Below are 16,912 nucleotides of genomic sequence, written 5' to 3'. Positions count from 1 at the left end.
AATTTTACTTGCACCCAATATAAGTATGCGATATATTGCATATATAAGAAGACAAAAGAAGGACGGTTCACATGCCAATACCGAAAAATTTTTCTTCACCAATTCGTATGTCTGCAAAAGAACGAGCTTTATCGCAAATTCAAAGCTGGATCATTGATGGAACACTACAACCAGGGGAAAAATTGATCGATGCAGAACTAGCTGAAGCTCTGGGTGTAAGCAGGACGCCGATCAGGGAGGCTTTTCAACTTTTGGAGGTTCAGGGTTTTGTTTCGATGCATCCGGGGAAAGAAACAAGGGTGACCAACCTAGATAAGGAGGATATTCTAAAAATCTATCCGATCCTTGCGTCCCTTTATACTTTAGCTGCTGAATATGCAGCGAAAGTAATTCTTCCAGAGCAAATTGAAATGTTGAAAGAAATCAATCTTCAATTTGGAAATGCTGTCGAAAATGAGCAACCTTTTCAGGCCATGGAACTCGATGAACAGTTTCACAATTTTATTATTGAAGTATCCGAAAATCCATATATTGCTTCATTCAGCTCTTCTTTGCAGATGCACATTGGGAGATTTAGTTATGTCTTTTTAAAACAGCCCCCTGCAGCTACTCTTGCCTCTGTGAAAGGGCATGATTCCATCATTTTATCTTTACAAAATCACGATGCAGAAAAAGCCTCTATGATTATGAAGCGACATATATTAAAAGCCATGCAGGAACTATATGCACTGCTTTAAATAGATGAAGGAACAGACGTTTAAACTCAACTTGGCAAATACAAAAAAAGTAGGTGAATTCCTTTTGGTTTCTGCTATGAAAAGCCCATATTTCTTTGCAACTTTGACAGCTATCTTTATGGGACATAATATGGTTTTAATTAAGTCGTTATTATTTACCATTGATCCCTTAATCCTTGCTTTTTTGCGAATGTTTCTTGTAGCTATTACCTTAGCAATCATATGTTACATTGGCTTTGGTTTGGTTCGCCCGAATAAGCAACAATGGATTTCTTTACTTGTCATAAGCTTCTTAGGCGTTTTCCTGCACCAAATCACATTAGCGTTGGGGCTAGCCTATTCTCAAACGACAAATAGCGCACTAATCATGGGACTAAACCCGTTAACCTCTACTCTTCTTGGTGCTTTGATGTTAAAAGAGGTTCTCTTTCGCCGCCATTATATAGGTATATTCCTTGGCTTTATCGGTATTTGTTTTATCGTGTTTCGAGATTTTTCTTCCTTTTCTTTTTCTATCGGGGATATTCTCATCTTTATTTCAATGGCCACCCAGGCGTTAAGTTTTGTTTATATTCGTAGATTGGCCAATTCCATGCATGTCATTCCGATCACAGCTTACATGTATATCTTAGGATCTATCATGCTTCTTGTCGTTCCGGTCACTCGAGATATGGGTGTTGTACTGACCTTTGCAGGTTTCACTTGGATTAAAATTATGCTATCTTCCGTCGTTCTGACTGCCTTTGCTTTTATATTATGGAATAATTGTATTCAACAGTTAGGAGTCGGGGCGTCATCGATCTTCCTAAACTTAAATACGGTCACGGCTTTATTTGGAGCTGTTGTCTACCTGGGTGAAGAATTATTGTTACAACATATTTTGGGCTTTTTGTTTATAAGTGCGGGAATTGGGATTGCGACACACCATAAGAAGGGTAAGAAGGAGAAACGCCCAAGTACAATAATTGAGCAAAGTGTTTAATTAATGGAAAGCGGGGCTATATTGGCCGTGTTGTAGGAATAAATTTTATGAAGACCATATCGCACCTAGTTGACCGGGAAAACAGTCTTCATCCGGGTTATGAAGACCATAATGAACCTCGGATTTTGTGAAAATGGTCTTCATCAAGGCTATGATGACCAAAACACACCTCGGATTCTGTGAAAATGGTCTTCATCGATAATTGGAGCGGAGTTTGTAAGAATTACGGTAAAAAACCAGCAACTCATCTAATCACTAATCATCATCTTCCGTCCAAAGAATACCGATCCTATCCTCATCCATCACCACGACTCCCGTATCAAATGTGGAGGCTGTGACAGGAATCCATCCCCTAATCCTAAGGAACCCAGTCTTCTCCTCGAAATCTCCATTCGTATAGTATTTTGCATCGAAATGAAACTGGTTTAAAAAATACCTCCCTAACTGATCGGCTAAGGGCTTGGATTTCAACTTTATATCATAGGCCATATCCACAGACAATATGTATTCTAAAATTCTTCCAGCCGTCTTTCGATCAACTTCCTTCCATCTTCCTTTTATTCTATCCGAATTAAGACCAACCTCTTGTAAAAATTGCTCTTTCACCTCCACTACCCTTCCAACTTGATTAATATCCTTCATCCTACACGTAACGTCCCCGGAATCTCTATTGCTGACCAATACTTTCTCAAATTCTTCAAAGTCATTAAACATATTTAAACAATCCACCTTTTATCCTAATATAAAGAATATAACATATGATTATCTTAAAAAGAGACGAGGTCATCCCATGTATATTCCTTCACACTTTCAGATCGAAGATAAAAAAGTCGCTTACGACATTATCAATGAACAAAGTTTTGCAACGCTGTTTTCACAACACGATGGAATCCCTTTCGCGACACATCTACCTTTACTTTTGGATCAGGAGAACCAGTATTTATATGGGCACTTTGCTCGATCGAATCCTCAGTGGAAGGATATTAGTCATCAAATGGTCTTGGCTATTTTTCATGGTCCACATTGCTACATCTCCCCTTCCTGGTATGAATCCAATCTATCCGTTCCAACGTGGAACTATGTAACGGTTCATGTATACGGCGAGGTAGAGCTAATTCAGGATGAAAAAGAGCTGGTGGATTCCTTGCAGAAAATGGTATTGAAGTACGAGATCCCGGAAAGTTCGTATCAGTGGCAAGAGATCGATGCTGACTATCTGGCTCGGATGTATAGGGGGATACAAGGTTTCAAAATAAAAATCAGCAAGATCGAAGGAAAAGCTAAGTTAAGTCAGAACCAGCCCAAGACACGTCAGGAATTAGTAATTAAGCAGCTAGAACAAATCCCAAATATTAACGAACAGAAAATTTTATCACTAATGAAAGCAAACCTAAGAAAATAATTGTCAAATTTTCAACATCATCATACTTTGTAACTTTCATCACAACCTCTTTTCCCTCCCCCGACTATGATGGAGTTGTAAGAGATTTCCTTACTCAAGGGAGGTTGATGATCATGATGTATTCTAAAATTCTAGTTCCTTATGATGGTTCTGAAGAAAGCAAGAAAGCATTGGAAATGGCAAAAACACTGTTAAAGCAGGATGAGACCATAGAATTAGTCATTCTTAATGTAGTGACAATCCTCACGAATCCCTATTACACTGCCTATGGCTATTTTGATGATCCTTTACGAGAAGAGCATCTAAAAGCCGCAAAGAAAGCTCTTGAAGAGGTAGGGAGAAGTCTAAAAGACCTGCCAAATAAGACGCAAACCTTTGTGGAGGAAGGAAACCCGGCTCTTGCCATCGTTGATTTTGTGAAGGAAAATGGTGTGGATTTGATCGTCATGGGAAGCCGTGGACTTGGTGGAATCAAGGAAATGTTCCTTGGCAGTGTGAGTCATTATGTCGTCCAAAAATCACCTTGCCCAGTGTTTATTATGAAATAGTAGTGTAAAACAAAACCTCCCAGTATCGGCAAGGTCGATCCGGGAGGTTTTCAGGTTTAATTCCGAGATTGGATTTTACCCAACAAATCTATTGTTTGATTCACGACATCACGCACTATTTCTTCTGCTGTTTTGCTTTTACTCAACCTTACACCTTGCCCCGCCCACAAAGACATACAATCTGTTTGATTTTGTTTTCCGGCGGCGCTTCTAATATCTTTCGACAAGGCATTTTGGACCGGATAACTTGGGATGATCTCCGCGTGCTGTTCCATCTCGCTAATAAATTTATTCTTTATGCCTCTTGCCGGTTTTCCAGAAAAAGAACGGGTCAACACTGTACTTTGTTCATTGCTGCCTAGGATGGCCCGTTTATGTTCGGCATGCGCCCCACTTTCTGGGCAGGTAAGAAAGGCGGTTCCCATTTGTACACCCTCTGCTCCCAAAGCAAGCGAGGCCAACAATCCGCGCCCATCCATGATCCCACCTGAAGCAATCACGGGGACTTTGACATGATCCACCATTTGTGGAATCAAAGCCATCGTGCCGATTAGCGAATCTTCAAATTCCCCGCCGAACGTACCTCGATGCCCTCCGGCCTCACTACCCTGCCCGACGATCGCATCTACTCCCCTTGCCTCCAATTCAATGGCTTCATTCACAGTCGTCGCTGTTCCAATGATGATCGTTTGATTTCTTTTTAATGCTTGAAGAATTTCCGTTGAAGGGATCCCGAAGGTAAAACTAAAGATTGGAACTTTCTCTTCCAGAACGACCTCCAGCTGATCTTCAAAGGATTCGGTAAACTTGGTAATTTGTGATTCAACAATCCCTAGTTGATCGCGAAATTTTTTCATCACCTGATTGACACGTTGTACCTTCGATAAGGCTTGTTCATCAATAGGTTCAGGAATAAACAAGTTGACCGCAAACGGTCGATTGGTGTGCTGGCGAATTTCCTTAATCGCTTCTCTCATTTGCAGCGGGGACATGTAACCGGCACCTAACGTTCCTAATCCCCCAGCATTGCAAACGGCAGAGACCAGTGACGGTGTCGTCGTTCCACCCGCCATTCCCGCCTGAATAATCGGAAAATCAATCCCCAGCAGCTCTGTTAATTTTGTTGATAAAGTCATTGTCCTAACACCTTCCTCCCTTTATATTTGTGGATAACTCTGTGTATGTATTTCTAGCATCGGTAATAATAAAACATCGACATAAAAAGGTGATTATTCCATGCATTTTGATCTACAACATATCATACACGATTATGGGTATACAGGCATTGCTGGTGCGCTATTTCTTGAGATGATTGGAATCCCATTTCCAGGTGAAACGCTGTTGACGCTTTCCGGGATCGAGTGGTCAAAAGGAACCTTTTCCTTACTTCCCCTGCTTGTTATTGCCATTGTAAGTAACATCTTAGGTTCCACCGTTGCTTTTCTTATTGGGCGGTCATTTGGTCACACCCTTATTTTCAGATACGGTAAAGCGATTGGATTAACCCATGAACGATTCGAAAAGGCGGAAGCCAGATTCAATAAATCCCCTGTTATTTTATTAATATTTGCCAAATTTATTGCGGGAGTTCGGGTACTTGTTGCTTACTTAGCTGGGATAAACCAAATGAGTTTTGTTAAATTCTCTGTTTATAACGGTATCGGCACTGTTTTGTGGATCACTATTTTTGTTGTCTTCGGTCGTTATGTAGAGATTGGATGGGAGAAATACCATCTCCTTCTCCATCAATATTTGGTGCCTATTGTTATTGTCTTAGCCGTAATCATTTTGTACTTTATATCCAAAAGGAAGCGGAATCCGCTTTAATATAATTTTTTCTCTCATATTTTTTTATTTTCCCTATTGAAATTTTGTTTGGATGTTGTTACTCTAGTAGAGTATTAATTTTGGAAAGCGGATATTCAATATATAAGAGTCTTTCCAAGCAGATAATTTTGACCACTCCCCTAAGGAGTTAAGGCCATACGGACAGCCGGGTCAAATGCCGTCTGGCAACTTTAGTTGCCTTATTGATTGAGTTAAAAGCTCAAATTTTATAAGTTGGTTACTTTACAACCAGTGCATAAATGCACACAACTTGTGAAACGGTCAATAAGAGTGCTAAAAGTAATTATTTGCTATATAGACTCTGAGTCCTATCTTGATATATGTTGAATATTAAAGAGCTTTCTACCTGTGATTTGGAATTTTTATGGTAGGACATCTATGACTTTAGTCATAGATAAAATTTATGCTTTTTAATGTTGATAATTATATCTAAAGCAAGTGTCGTGCGCGTTATGCGTTATTACACTTGCTTTTTTGTTTTTTAAAACGCCTCTTGCTTTGAAAATCAATTTAGTTGGGAGTTGGGAAAATTGGCAAAAGCATTGATTATAGGTTGTGGCGGTGTAGCCTCTGTTGCTATTCATAAGTGTGTTCAAAACAGTGAAGTTTTCGAAGAAATTTGCATTGCAAGTCGTACAAAATCAAAGTGTGATGAGTTAAAAGCGAAGCTTGACGGTGGAAAAACTAAAATTTCTACGGCTCAAGTGGACGCCAACAATGTCGATGAGCTGGTTGAGTTAATCCATGAATTTAAACCAGACATCGTAATGAACTTGGCCTTGCCTTATCAAGATCTAACGATTATGGATGCTTGCTTGGCAACAAAAACCCACTACATGGACACAGCGAACTATGAGCCAGAAGATACAGCAAAATTCGAATACAAGTGGCAGTGGGAATACCGCGAGCGCTTTGAAAAAGCTGGGATCACTGCACTTCTTGGCAGCGGATTTGACCCAGGAGTAACGGGCGTATTCTCTGCATATGCGTTGAAGCATCACTTTGATGAAATTGAATATATCGATATTCTTGACTGTAATGGTGGGGATCATGGCTATCCTTTTGCGACCAACTTCAACCCTGAAATCAATATCCGTGAGGTTTCTGCGAACGGAAGATACTGGGAAAAAGGCGAATGGATTGAAACCAAACCAATGGAAATCAAGCGTGTGTACGACTTCCCTGAAGTAGGCGAGAAAGACATGTACTTGTTATACCACGAAGAATTGGAGTCCCTTGCACAAAATATCCCAGGATTGAAGCGGATTCGTTTCTTCATGACTTTCGGACAAAGCTACCTTACTCATTTGAAATGCCTGGAAAATGTTGGTTTGACTTCGATTGAGCCGATTGAATATGAAGGACAGCAAATCGTTCCTCTTCAATTCTTGAAAGCTTTATTGCCTGACCCAGCTTCCCTTGGCCCAAGAACCAAAGGGAAAACCAACATTGGTTGTATTTTTAAAGGGAAAAAGGACGGAAAAGAAAAGACTTACTATGTTTACAATGTTTGTGACCATCAAGAATGCTTTAAAGAAGTGGGATCCCAGGCTATTTCCTATACAACTGGCGTTCCTGCCATGATCGGTGCCATGATGGTTGTAACTGGCAAGTGGAATAAACCAGGTGTATACAATATCGAAGAGTTCGATCCAGATCCATTCATGGAAGCTCTGAACAAATGGGGACTTCCTTGGAAAGAAGACTTTAATCCGGAAATCGTCGATGCCTACCCTGAAGAAAAAGAATCCAAGGACCTAGAAGCGGAGCTAGTTGGCTAAGATGCGGTTTGAAGAATTGCCTACACCGTGTTATGTCATCGATGAAGAACTGGTAGAAAAAAACTTACAGATATTAAATGGGGTTATCAAACGGACCGGATGTAAGATTGTTTTAGCACAAAAGGCATTTTCCATGTATAAAATGTATCCGCTCATTGCGGAATATATCAGCGGTACGACAGCCAGCGGCCTGTTCGAGGCTCGCCTAGGTTATGAGGAGATGGGGAAAGAAAATCATGTCTTTTCCCCAGCCTACCGCGAGGAAGAAATGGATGAGATCACCCGGATATGTGATCACATTATCTTTAATTCCTTCTCCCAATTGGAAAAATACAAAGATAAAGTTCTTGCAGCAGGAAGAAAAGTGGGACTTCGGATCAATCCAGAATGCTCTACACAAGAAGGACATGCTATTTACGATCCTTGTTCTCCAGGATCTCGGTTTGGGGTTACTTTAGAACATTTTCGTCCTGAATTGCTTGAGGGAGTTTCCGGGTTACATTTTCACACTCTTTGTCAGCAGGATTCGGATGATTTGGCAAAAACCCTTGATGTGGTCGAAGAAAAATTCGGACCGTGGTTATCGCAAATGGAATGGATCAACTTTGGCGGTGGACACCATATTACAAGGGAAGATTACAACATCCCCTTGTTAGAAGAATGTATTACTAGGATGCAGGACAAGTACAGTTTGGAGGTTTATCTGGAGCCAGGCGAGGCCGTCGCCTTGAATGCGGGATATCTCATTACGTCCGTTCTTGATACCCACCAAAATGGAATTGAGATCGCCATTCTTGACACCTCCGCCACCTGCCATATGCCAGATGTACTTGAGATGCCTTATCGTCCCCCTCTCTTCGGATCAGGAGAAGCAGGAGAGAAACCATTTACCTATCGGTTGGGTGGAAACACTTGCCTTACCGGTGATCTTATTGGAGATTATTCGTTTGACCAGCCATTGAAAAGTGGCGATCGATTAGTTTTCGGAGATATGGCCATTTATTCCATGGTGAAAAACACTACGTTTAACGGAATGCCTTTGCCAGCCATCGCGGTGAAAGGGAAAGATGGAGATTGCTATATCGCGCGTGAATTTGGTTATGAAGATTTTAAAATGAGATTGGCATAATGATAAAAGGACACACCTCCATTTGGAACTGGGGGTGTGTCCTTTTTATTTCACAAGTCCGGCCCTTAATTGTGTAACCCCAAACTCAAGATAACCCTTCAGACAGGTTAACACGTAAACCCAACCCTCTTTATTATCAATCAATTGATGGATGAACCCCTCATCGCTTTCATCAAACCCTTCTTCGTTCACCTCTACAATCGTGGTCGTCGGATTGGTTTCGGATAAAGAAATGGTAACTGTATTCTCTTTTCCCGGTTCACCCCACAGGAAGACAATTTTTTTGTTTGGGTCGATCTTGGTGATTTTGATATCCCCTTCTGCTTGGTATTCATCGTATTTTAAAGTAATCGTCTTGCCGGATTCCCATCTCTGGGAGCTTGAGGAAAACCAGAAGTTCCCAATTTTTGCAGGATCCATAAAGGCTTCAAATACTTCACTTGCTGACTTGTTTATCTTCATTTTTGTCAGGTTATTCATATTGGATGATCACTCACTTTCTACTAGGTTATATTTTGGTGTAGCCTGTGACAACTTTCCTTTACCTCAGGAAGAGAAGGGACCTTCCGAAAGCCTGTGGATATTATACCCTTCTCTCAGATTTATTTTAAGAATTGGGCTTCAGTCGATAAATCTTGTCGTCACCATCTGCCGGTCGGCCTCGACCGTCTCGGTTATTTGTCATCATAAAGAGAGAGCCATCTGGACCTTCGTATACATTGCGGATGCGGCCCCACTCTTGAAACAGGGGTTCAACATCATCCACTACCCTGCCTTGCTCTCGAAATAAAAGTTTTAATACTTGGTTTCCTCGCAAATTGGCCACCAACAATTGACCTTTCCACGGTCCTTGGGAAACAAAGGTCATGCCAGACGGTGCCCAAGTTTCTTCTCCGCTGTGGATGAGGGGGCTTTTTAAACCAGCTTGTTTCTCGTCTCCTTCGATTAACGGCCAACCATAATTAGCCCCAGGCTCAATTAGGTTAATCTCATCATGGGCTGACTGACCATGTTCGGAAGCGTACAACTGCCCGGTATCCGGATGCCAGGCTAATCCTTGAGGATTGCGATGCCCGTAACTGTATACCGGTGAATCAGGAATCGGATTATCCGCTGGAATGGACCCGTCTAGACCTATCCGCAGAATTTTCCCACCCAAACTCTGTTCCTTCTGAGCCAATTCTGGTTCATAGCGATCCCCCGCTGTGATATAAAGATAGCCATCAGGATCGATTTTCATCCGCCCCCCGTTATGATTTTGCGCCCCAGCCAGACCATCCAGAATCACGTGATCGATAGATGCCTTGTTGTTTCTTTCCTTCAGGCGAAGGACGCGATTTTGAATCTCACCGTTGGTCTCATATGTATGGTAAACATAGATATAATGATTTTCCGCAAATTGAGGGTCCAGAACTAAGCCTAGTAAACCACCTTCCCCACCGCTGCGGAAAGGTTCTTCCATCTCAATTACCGGATCCGGCAACAGCGCCCCATCCACCATCACGCGAACAGTCCCTGGACGTTCCGTAAAGAAGATTCGTCCATCTTCTGCCACATCCATTTCCCAGGGTACATTAAGTCCCTCCGCCAACGTCTCCACGGTGTATGGTATATCTGTTTTTCCTGTTTCCTTACTAGTACAGGCTGTGGTGATGAAGAGCATTCCCAAAACAACCAATAACTTTTGATATGGCAAATTTTCAACCCCTTTGATTGAGAATCGCTTTATACGTACTTATTCGATATTGGCCATTTATTCCCTTTCCCAATTTAATTATGCACCACTGTTACTAATACCTTTTTCATGGTATAATTCTTTTTTATGTTCAAAAATTTAAACGTAAATGTTTCAAAGAAAGTTGCTTGAGATAGGATACTTTCAAATGCTACCATAAGAGTACTAACAAATATAACTTGATGTATTGGGAAAAATTGATTTTAAAGACAAACTACAGTGGTGATTAACATGATTGAGATAAAGACTTCTGAACTTAGCAACGGGGAGTTTAATAGAGGGGTATTTGCAACACGCAATATATCAAAAGGTGAACTGATCCATGAAGCACCGGTTATTGCTTATCCTAATGAAGAGCATGTTTTTATAGAGAAAACATTGCTTGCTGATTACGCTTTTGAATATGGTTCAGACCACACCGCAATCCTTTTAGGATATGGCATGCTGTTTAACCATTCATATCAACCGAATGCCACTTATCAAATTAACTTTAAAAACGATACATTTGATTTCTACGCATACAGGGACATAAAAGAAGGCGAAGAGATACTTATTAACTATAACGGTGATGTTGATAATAAGGATCCTTTATGGTTTGATTAAACATTTCTCGTGAAATTGAAAGGGCGACCATTTTGGACGCCCCCCTTACTTATTTAAGGTTACCCGGTACAGATTTAGTTAGTTTGCTAGTGTTTACCGCATGCGGAGAAGTTGCTGGGCGCAAAATACGCATTGTTTTCACCTCCTTCCCTGGTTATATTGCTTCCAAATTAAATGAAGCACTTTCTTAATTTTTCTTTTTTCATAGGGACATGGTCGTTTTCCTGTTCTCATGCGATATAGAGGGCAATGATTGCCCTGACATGCTGGGCGGTAGAAGCATGATCTGCAGACCTCATCCTGTTCTTCCCCAGACATTACCCAAAGGGCTAATTTGTCGTAATCAATATCCAGCGTGCCATCCGCTAAGAGAGAACCCACATGATTGAACTCTTCTTCGAAAGCGCAGGTACACTTATAGACACTCCCATCCGATCCAATGACGAAGGAATGGGGTTTGGCGGCATAACAAACAGATCCAGTAGGCATTAGCAATGACTCAACCATGGAGCTCATCTCAAGCCCCTTCGACAGCCCTTGCTCTGTAAATTCCCAAATTTTTGATTCGGCAATACGGCTATCGCATATGGGTAGATCCCCATCGTTAGCGCCACCCCATCGCCCTACCGGGCGACAAAAAGTCTGGAATCTAGAATCCCCTTTAAACAATTCGCCAAGGTAATCAAGAAACTTGGGAACCTCACCCAAATTGTCTTCATCAAAATTCACTCGAATAAAGATTTCAAAATCCCCGTCTATAGATTGAATTTCCTTCAGGTTTTGAATAATCGTCTGAAAAGTCCCTCCTCCACCAGCTAGAAAACGCCGGGAATCATGCATATCTTCCAACCCATCTAGTGTGATCATGTAACGGCGAACATTCCAACTAAGTAAAGAACGGAAGCGATCAAGGGTTAATCCAAATCCATTCGTAGACATTTCTGCTGAATAATCAAACCCAAAACGAGTGGCAGATTGAAGAATCGAATGGCTTAATTCCTCAATAACATCAAAGGCAAGTAATGGTTCACCTCCAAACCAACTAATCGTTAGATGCTGTATGTAGCGTGCCTTCTGCTCGATCAATTGTTTTAAACTATCTCGAACTTCCTGCTTCATCGTCCCGCGTGGAAAGGTTTGATAACAGTATGAACAGCGAAAATTACACGCTTCTGTCGGCATCACGACAAGATGCATGAGATCAGTGCGGTGTAGGGATTGGTGTAAAAATTGTGCCCGAGTATCCTCATTCACTGCTGAAGAGACAAGAAAACCTGATTCAACCAATGCTTGATGGGTTGTGGACAACTCCCCTTTTACTCCCCCCCTTCTTAGAGCAGAGAGCACATCCTCTTCTTGAGTAAATGTCGCAATGGCTCCAGTGTAGCTATTATAAAGAATTACTCCTCCATCATCCGTATGAGAAACAGCATTGAATCTAGAGGGAACCCATCCATTCTCTTGCATTTATAAAAACATCCTTTTCATTTAATTACATAAGACTTTGCTGTCAGCAGTAATTGCTATAAAGCATGTAGTCAAAAAACATTATAAAGGAAGAGTTTGGAAGGAACGGTGACTATGGTCACATTTCTCGTTCACTTCGGTTACAAGAGATGAAATCTGCTTACCCCTAAAAGAGTTCTCCGCTTTTCTTGTTGTCATTCCTGAAGAGTTATTTTCTATAGCTGAAGAAGCCGTCTTTTTGACGGCTTCTCCCCCATGTATCATCCAACAGGTGCAGCAATACTCTTTTTCTTCTGTTTCTCCTGTTTCACTTGCTTTCTACTGTTTACCCACAAAGAGAAACTTGCAAACAGGGAATAGAGCACCGGTACCAAAATGAGTGTTATCAGCGTATGGAACGCAAGGCCGAAGATGACCACGGTAGCCAATGGGGCTTCCATACTGCTTCCTTCGGATAAAGCCAAGGCTAGCGGCAACATGCCTAAGATCGCTGTTAACTTCGTCATAATGACTGGCCGGATTCGATTTTTTGTTCCCTCAATGATGGCTTGATTAAGTTCCATTCCTTCCCGTTCTCGGAGAATATTAATCCGGTCAATTAATAAAATAGCATTGGATACTACGATGCCGATTAGCATGATCACGCCAACCAGGGCTAGCTCGTTTAACTCTCTCCCGGTAACCACCATCCCTACTACTACGCCGACCACCGCCATGGGTAAAGTGAGCAAAATTAAAAATGGATGGGACAAGCGGTTAAACTGTCCAACCATGATTACATAGATGAGAGCAAGAACGCCAAGGAAAACCATCACGCCATTGATTAGGTTATCGCTCTGTGTTTTGAGAACTCCAACCATTTCAATCTGATATCCATTCGGAATGGACTGGCCCACGAGGATGTTCTGTATGGCTTTCCCTACTGTTCCCAGGTCGCTACCCACCAGCTCAGCTTGGATTGTTGCCACGCGCTCTCCTTTTTTATGGTGGATCTGTTCCAATGACTTGCTCATTTTCCAATCCACTACGCTCAACAGGGGAACTTGCATCCCACTCGGAGCCGAGATCATCACCTGTTTTAATTCTTCCGGATGGCTCATGAGTTCTTCTGGATAACGTGCAGTTACGTCAAGTTCTAAATCATCAATCGTGATCTTAGTCAAATGCTGTGGGTTCACCCAAGCGGATAATTGGCTCATCACGGATGACTCATCCATCCCTAATTGCTGAAGGGCATCATGCTTTGGAATTAGGATTACCTTTTCCACCGAATCACTAAAGTCACTTCGAGGGTTTTGTACCCCTTCGATCGTCTTCAAAGCCCCGATCATCTGATCAGATAACTTCCGCATCGTATCAAAATCTTTTCCTCTAATCTCCAATTCAATGGGGGTTTGACTGCCATTTCCGAAACCAACGGATACTCTTTCCGTTCCCTTCACCGAACTTAAAGCCTGATTCATCTCATGCAGCATAGGCTCTTTTGACCTGCGGTCTTTTAATTCTGACTTTCCCCATAGCAACATATGAAACGTAAGGTCCGTTTTCTGAGCAATCACAAAAACTTCTTTGACTTCGGGGATCTTTCTCAGTTTTGCTTCTGCTTCCAAGGCCACTTTCGTAGAGACATCAAAGGATGTTCCTTTGAACATTTTAATTTGCCCCCGGACATAATTTTCGTTAATATCGTTGATCGACCCCATCTTTACTTGACTAGCTAAAACAGTCGCTCCAACGAGTAAAAGGAGGGACAATCCAATTGTCTTTAGGCGGTGCCGAATGGCCAAAGATAGAACAGATAAAAAGAAATCTATTAGCTTGGAGTTCTTCGCTTGACGCTGCCTGTTAGCCTCCATCTGTTTATCATGCTTCAAAAACCGCTCGCAAAAGACGGGAACGAAAAACAACGCAGCAATGGTGGAAGAAACAATGGCAACCGACACCGTAAAGGTAATCGTCATCATCACGGGTACAAATGACTTCCCGCCAATATTGGCTAGTGCCAACGGCAAAAACACGACGATAATGGTAAATTGAGAGGTGAGGACGGGTGTCAGCACCTCTTTAACCCCTTTAATAATCGATGCTTTTAACTCTTCTCCCCGCTCCCGAAAATGGTAAATGGACTCCAGCACAACAATTCCAGCATCCACGATTAACCCCATGGATAAACTAAGCGAAATCAGGCTGACCAAATCAATGTTATAGCCGCCAATTTTCATTGCCAGGAAGGTCATCATCACGGACAAGGGCAATGTTGTAGCAATGACCAACGTCACCCGCCAGTTTTTGAGGAATATCATCAGGATTAGAATGGCGAGTACTCCACCGATACACACATCCCGGCCCAAATTATTAATTGCGTTCTTAACAAAGGAGGCGGCCTCAATATAAGTGGTTAACTGATAATGCCCATTGGCTTCTTGATTCATTTGGTTTAAGGCGCTTTGCACTCGATCAACGGTTTGAATGACATCACTGCCATCTGCTTTAAAAATGATCAGATCAATAAAATCCTCACCATTGTAAAAGAAAGCCGCTTCCTGGTTCTTTCCTCGCAAATCCTTGATATCCGCTAATTCCGATAAGGGAATACTCCCCAGCGGTGTCTGGATCAATTGTCGACGAATGTCCTGCACTGTTTTCAACGTGTTATCGACTTCGATGACGGTATCAAAACTATCATTGCTTAAGGTACCTATCGCTTGTTTCCAATTGACCCCCTGAAGCTCCGCCATTACCTGTTGTGGTGTGACTTGGTATCCATCAAGTTTACTTGGATTAAACGTGATCTCTATTTTGCGGGATAGGTTGTCAGCCACGATTTGGACCTCTCTTACCCCTTCAACCTGTTCTACCCGGTCTTTAATGGTAGTCTGGGCAATATTGTACAGGGTGGGTAAATCCTTTCCCGTTAACGCGACTTCCATGAGAAAATCGTCCCCAAAACTGGCTTGTGTGATATTGACTTCTTTTATTTCCTGTGGGAATGAATTTCGCAGCCGATTCACGATACTCTGAACATCGGTTTTCACTTCCGTTCCTTTTCCTTCCGCAGCTTTGATAGAAATGGTGGTTCCTCCCGAAAAAATGGTGGAACTGTAATCCTCCACATTGGAAAGCGTCTTAATCTCCTTTTCGATTGGCTTCGTCACCTTATCCTCGATTTCTTCAGGAGGGATAGCATCTCCGGTAATGGAAACGACGATTTGTGGGAAGTCCGCCTTCGGAAGTAGCTCTCTTTTAAAGGTAAAGACTGATCCTATTTCGGCTAAGAGGATAAATACAGTCAGCAGATAGACAATGACTTTTCTTCGAATCAAAAATTCAATGATGGCGCCCATTACTTTCCACCCCTTATCTCCACTTTTTCCCCTTCAAGAAGGTAAGAGATGCCGCTTGTAATCAGCTTTTTCCCTTCTTTTAATCCGGATGTGATTTCCACTAGATCATCCAACGTTTGACCTAACTCAACTTGTTGTTTCTTCACTGCACCGTCATCCACGACCAACACGTAATTCCCCGATTCGTTGATCCCTACACTTGCCAGCGGTACCACGATCCCCGTAGATAGACTTCGAGGGGTTTGCACCGTCACAACTGTCCCTCCATCCCATGCCATGTTTTTCAAAGGGACTGTAATCTCTACCAGATATTTACCCGAGGTGGGGTCTGCAACAGGAGAAACATAGGATACCGTTCCGGTCCATTTCATTTGATCTTCATTTCGTACAATCACCTGTTTATATAGTTTGAAGTGTTCCAAGTGATCTAATTTCACCTGCAAGTTCACTTTGATCTGCGATAAATCAACTAATGTAAGCACCGGGGTTCCCCCGCTGGCCAAATCCCCTTCCTGCTGATTGACCTCCACCACGATACCGTTGAATGGGGCTTTGAGTACCTTATCTTGCAGTTCCTGATTCACCCGTGCCATTTCTTTTTGCGCTTGGGCAATGGATAGATTGGCGCTCGTGAGTTCTTCTTGATTAGGACCCTTCATTAAGGATGCCAAACTAATTTCTTCTGTTTTCAGGTTGTTTGCCAATAAAGCCACTTCATTTTTCAACACATCGACTTCATTTTTACTGATCGCACCATTGGAAAACAGGCTTTCCATTGTTTGCAAATCCTTCTCTGCCTTCTCCAGCTTTTGCCTTGCACTTTCGATTTTCACCTGTTGCTGGTCGATCGCTTCCTTCGTCGCACCTTGGAGTAATTGATTCCTAGAAGCGTTGGCCTGTTCAGCCATTCTTTGTGCAGTAAGAGCATCCGTGGCGGAAAGATTGGTGTCGAGTTCTCCCAAAACTTGCCCCCGTTTTACATGGGTTCCTTTTTTCACAGGTAGAGATACAATCTTGCCCGTTGAATTAAACGCTAAGGATGCACTTTGATTCGGTTCAACGGTCCCCATGATGGATATTAGCAGCGGTTCTTTTTGCTTCTCAATGGATACCACGTCTACAAATTTTAGCTTTACTTCCTCCGACACCTGGGCTGCTGCCTGTTGAGGATCCTCGCCTCCACAGCCGCTCATGAACAAAAGAAGTGAAGCAGATACAGCCATGATGATTGATTTCTTCATCTAAATATACCTCCTGCTTGGGTGGACTTTTGAACTGTCTGATCTACCCTTGATGGGATAAGAATACAATGTAAAAGTCACATACATTAGTAACT

Annotated in this window: 15 protein-coding genes; 8 read left to right on the top strand and 7 right to left on the bottom strand. The window is 42.2% G+C overall.

The features are described from left to right. Window positions 1–71 precede the first annotated feature (71 nt). Both J2Z37_RS14720 and J2Z37_RS14715 read left to right on the top strand, forming a co-directional pair. Entirely contained in the window at window positions 72–737 is a 666-nt protein-coding gene (locus J2Z37_RS14720; protein WP_209811044.1) for a GntR family transcriptional regulator, read from the top strand. 4 nt (window positions 738–741) lie between these two features. Continuing rightward, window positions 742–1,719, top strand: a complete 978-nt coding sequence (locus J2Z37_RS14715) for a DMT family transporter (protein WP_209811043.1) — start codon at window positions 742–744, stop codon at window positions 1,717–1,719. Window positions 1,720–1,974: 255 nt separating this feature from the next. Here J2Z37_RS14715 and J2Z37_RS14710 read toward each other — a convergent pair whose 3' ends face one another. Beyond that, window positions 1,975–2,433, bottom strand: coding sequence for a hypothetical protein (locus tag J2Z37_RS14710; RefSeq protein WP_209811042.1), 459 nt, complete (start codon window positions 2,431–2,433; stop codon window positions 1,975–1,977). A gap of 76 nt (window positions 2,434–2,509) precedes the next feature. Here J2Z37_RS14710 and J2Z37_RS14705 point away from each other — a divergent pair, with 76 nt between their 5' ends. Beyond that, a complete protein-coding gene (locus J2Z37_RS14705) occupies window positions 2,510–3,121 on the top strand; it encodes an FMN-binding negative transcriptional regulator (RefSeq protein WP_209811041.1) in 612 nt (203 codons plus the stop codon). 113 nt (window positions 3,122–3,234) lie between these two features. After that, window positions 3,235–3,669 (top strand): universal stress protein, encoded by a 435-nt coding sequence (locus J2Z37_RS14700; RefSeq protein ID WP_245203826.1) that lies wholly within the window; start codon window positions 3,235–3,237, stop codon window positions 3,667–3,669. A gap of 56 nt (window positions 3,670–3,725) precedes the next feature. Here J2Z37_RS14700 and J2Z37_RS14695 read toward each other — a convergent pair whose 3' ends face one another. Further along, entirely contained in the window at window positions 3,726–4,805 is a 1,080-nt protein-coding gene (locus J2Z37_RS14695; protein ID WP_209811040.1) for an NAD(P)H-dependent flavin oxidoreductase, read from the bottom strand. 100 nt (window positions 4,806–4,905) lie between these two features. Between J2Z37_RS14695 and J2Z37_RS14690 the strand changes: the two genes are divergently transcribed. The 3 genes from J2Z37_RS14690 to nspC all read left to right on the top strand — a co-directional run bounded on the left by J2Z37_RS14690 (window position 4,906) and on the right by nspC (window position 8,427). Next, window positions 4,906–5,496, top strand: a complete 591-nt coding sequence (locus J2Z37_RS14690; protein WP_209811039.1) for a DedA family protein — start codon at window positions 4,906–4,908, stop codon at window positions 5,494–5,496. Window positions 5,497–6,047: 551 nt separating this feature from the next. Continuing rightward, complete coding sequence (locus tag J2Z37_RS14685) at window positions 6,048–7,298, top strand: saccharopine dehydrogenase family protein (protein WP_209811038.1); 1,251 nt, start codon at window positions 6,048–6,050, stop codon at window positions 7,296–7,298. Window position 7,299: 1 nt separating this feature from the next. Continuing rightward, the gene (gene nspC, locus J2Z37_RS14680; RefSeq protein WP_209811191.1) at window positions 7,300–8,427 is read left to right on the top strand and encodes a carboxynorspermidine decarboxylase; all 1,128 of its coding nucleotides are present in this window, start codon (window positions 7,300–7,302) and stop codon (window positions 8,425–8,427) included. Between the two features lie 45 nt (window positions 8,428–8,472). Here the strand turns inward: nspC and J2Z37_RS14675 are convergent, their stop codons facing one another. Together J2Z37_RS14675 and J2Z37_RS14670 are read right to left on the bottom strand one after the other, a co-directional pair. Then, window positions 8,473–8,907, bottom strand: a complete 435-nt coding sequence (locus J2Z37_RS14675; protein WP_209811037.1) for an SRPBCC family protein — start codon at window positions 8,905–8,907, stop codon at window positions 8,473–8,475. Window positions 8,908–9,034: 127 nt separating this feature from the next. Next, complete coding sequence (locus J2Z37_RS14670) at window positions 9,035–10,090, bottom strand: PQQ-dependent sugar dehydrogenase (RefSeq protein ID WP_209811190.1); 1,056 nt, start codon at window positions 10,088–10,090, stop codon at window positions 9,035–9,037. A 303-nt stretch (window positions 10,091–10,393) separates the two neighbouring features. Between J2Z37_RS14670 and J2Z37_RS14665 the strand changes: the two genes are divergently transcribed. Further along, window positions 10,394–10,765, top strand: coding sequence for an SET domain-containing protein (locus J2Z37_RS14665; RefSeq protein WP_209811036.1), 372 nt, complete (start codon window positions 10,394–10,396; stop codon window positions 10,763–10,765). Between the two features lie 138 nt (window positions 10,766–10,903). Here J2Z37_RS14665 and J2Z37_RS14660 read toward each other — a convergent pair whose 3' ends face one another. From J2Z37_RS14660 to J2Z37_RS14650, 3 genes are all read right to left on the bottom strand, one after another. Then, window positions 10,904–12,232 (bottom strand): radical SAM/SPASM domain-containing protein, encoded by a 1,329-nt coding sequence (locus J2Z37_RS14660; protein ID WP_209811035.1) that lies wholly within the window; start codon window positions 12,230–12,232, stop codon window positions 10,904–10,906. 260 nt (window positions 12,233–12,492) lie between these two features. Next, complete coding sequence (locus J2Z37_RS14655) at window positions 12,493–15,576, bottom strand: efflux RND transporter permease subunit (protein ID WP_209811034.1); 3,084 nt, start codon at window positions 15,574–15,576, stop codon at window positions 12,493–12,495. After that, the gene (locus J2Z37_RS14650; RefSeq protein WP_209811033.1) at window positions 15,576–16,817 is read right to left on the bottom strand and encodes an efflux RND transporter periplasmic adaptor subunit; all 1,242 of its coding nucleotides are present in this window, start codon (window positions 16,815–16,817) and stop codon (window positions 15,576–15,578) included. Before J2Z37_RS14650 ends, J2Z37_RS14655 begins: the two co-directional genes overlap by 1 nt. Window positions 16,818–16,912 lie beyond the last annotated feature (95 nt).

The sequence above is a fragment of the Ammoniphilus resinae genome (assembly GCF_017873965.1).
Taxonomy (GTDB): domain Bacteria; phylum Bacillota; class Bacilli; order Aneurinibacillales; family RAOX-1; genus Ammoniphilus_A; species Ammoniphilus_A resinae.
This window is presented reverse-complemented; position numbering and strand designations above follow the sequence as displayed.

Bases quoted from the DNA above. Each gene is read 5' to 3' on its own strand.
- J2Z37_RS14675 (WP_209811037.1), bottom strand. From the start codon at position 8,907: ATGAATAACCTGACAAAAATGAAGATAAACAAGTCAGCAAGTGAAGTA.
- J2Z37_RS14650 (WP_209811033.1), bottom strand. From the start codon at position 16,817: ATGAAGAAATCAATCATCATGGCTGTATCTGCTTCACTTCTTTTGTTC.
- J2Z37_RS14670 (WP_209811190.1), bottom strand. From the start codon at position 10,090: ATGCTCTTCATCACCACAGCCTGTACTAGTAAGGAAACAGGAAAAACA.
- J2Z37_RS14710 (WP_209811042.1), bottom strand. From the start codon at position 2,433: ATGTTTAATGACTTTGAAGAATTTGAGAAAGTATTGGTCAGCAATAGA.
- J2Z37_RS14695 (WP_209811040.1), bottom strand. From the start codon at position 4,805: ATGACTTTATCAACAAAATTAACAGAGCTGCTGGGGATTGATTTTCCG.
- J2Z37_RS14665 (WP_209811036.1), top strand. From the start codon at position 10,394: ATGATTGAGATAAAGACTTCTGAACTTAGCAACGGGGAGTTTAATAGA.
- J2Z37_RS14655 (WP_209811034.1), bottom strand. From the start codon at position 15,576: ATGGGCGCCATCATTGAATTTTTGATTCGAAGAAAAGTCATTGTCTAT.
- J2Z37_RS14660 (WP_209811035.1), bottom strand. From the start codon at position 12,232: ATGCAAGAGAATGGATGGGTTCCCTCTAGATTCAATGCTGTTTCTCAT.
- J2Z37_RS14715 (WP_209811043.1), top strand. From the start codon at position 742: ATGAAGGAACAGACGTTTAAACTCAACTTGGCAAATACAAAAAAAGTA.
- J2Z37_RS14705 (WP_209811041.1), top strand. From the start codon at position 2,510: ATGTATATTCCTTCACACTTTCAGATCGAAGATAAAAAAGTCGCTTAC.
- nspC (WP_209811191.1), top strand. From the start codon at position 7,300: ATGCGGTTTGAAGAATTGCCTACACCGTGTTATGTCATCGATGAAGAA.
- J2Z37_RS14720 (WP_209811044.1), top strand. From the start codon at position 72: ATGCCAATACCGAAAAATTTTTCTTCACCAATTCGTATGTCTGCAAAA.
- J2Z37_RS14690 (WP_209811039.1), top strand. From the start codon at position 4,906: ATGCATTTTGATCTACAACATATCATACACGATTATGGGTATACAGGC.
- J2Z37_RS14700 (WP_245203826.1), top strand. From the start codon at position 3,235: ATGATGTATTCTAAAATTCTAGTTCCTTATGATGGTTCTGAAGAAAGC.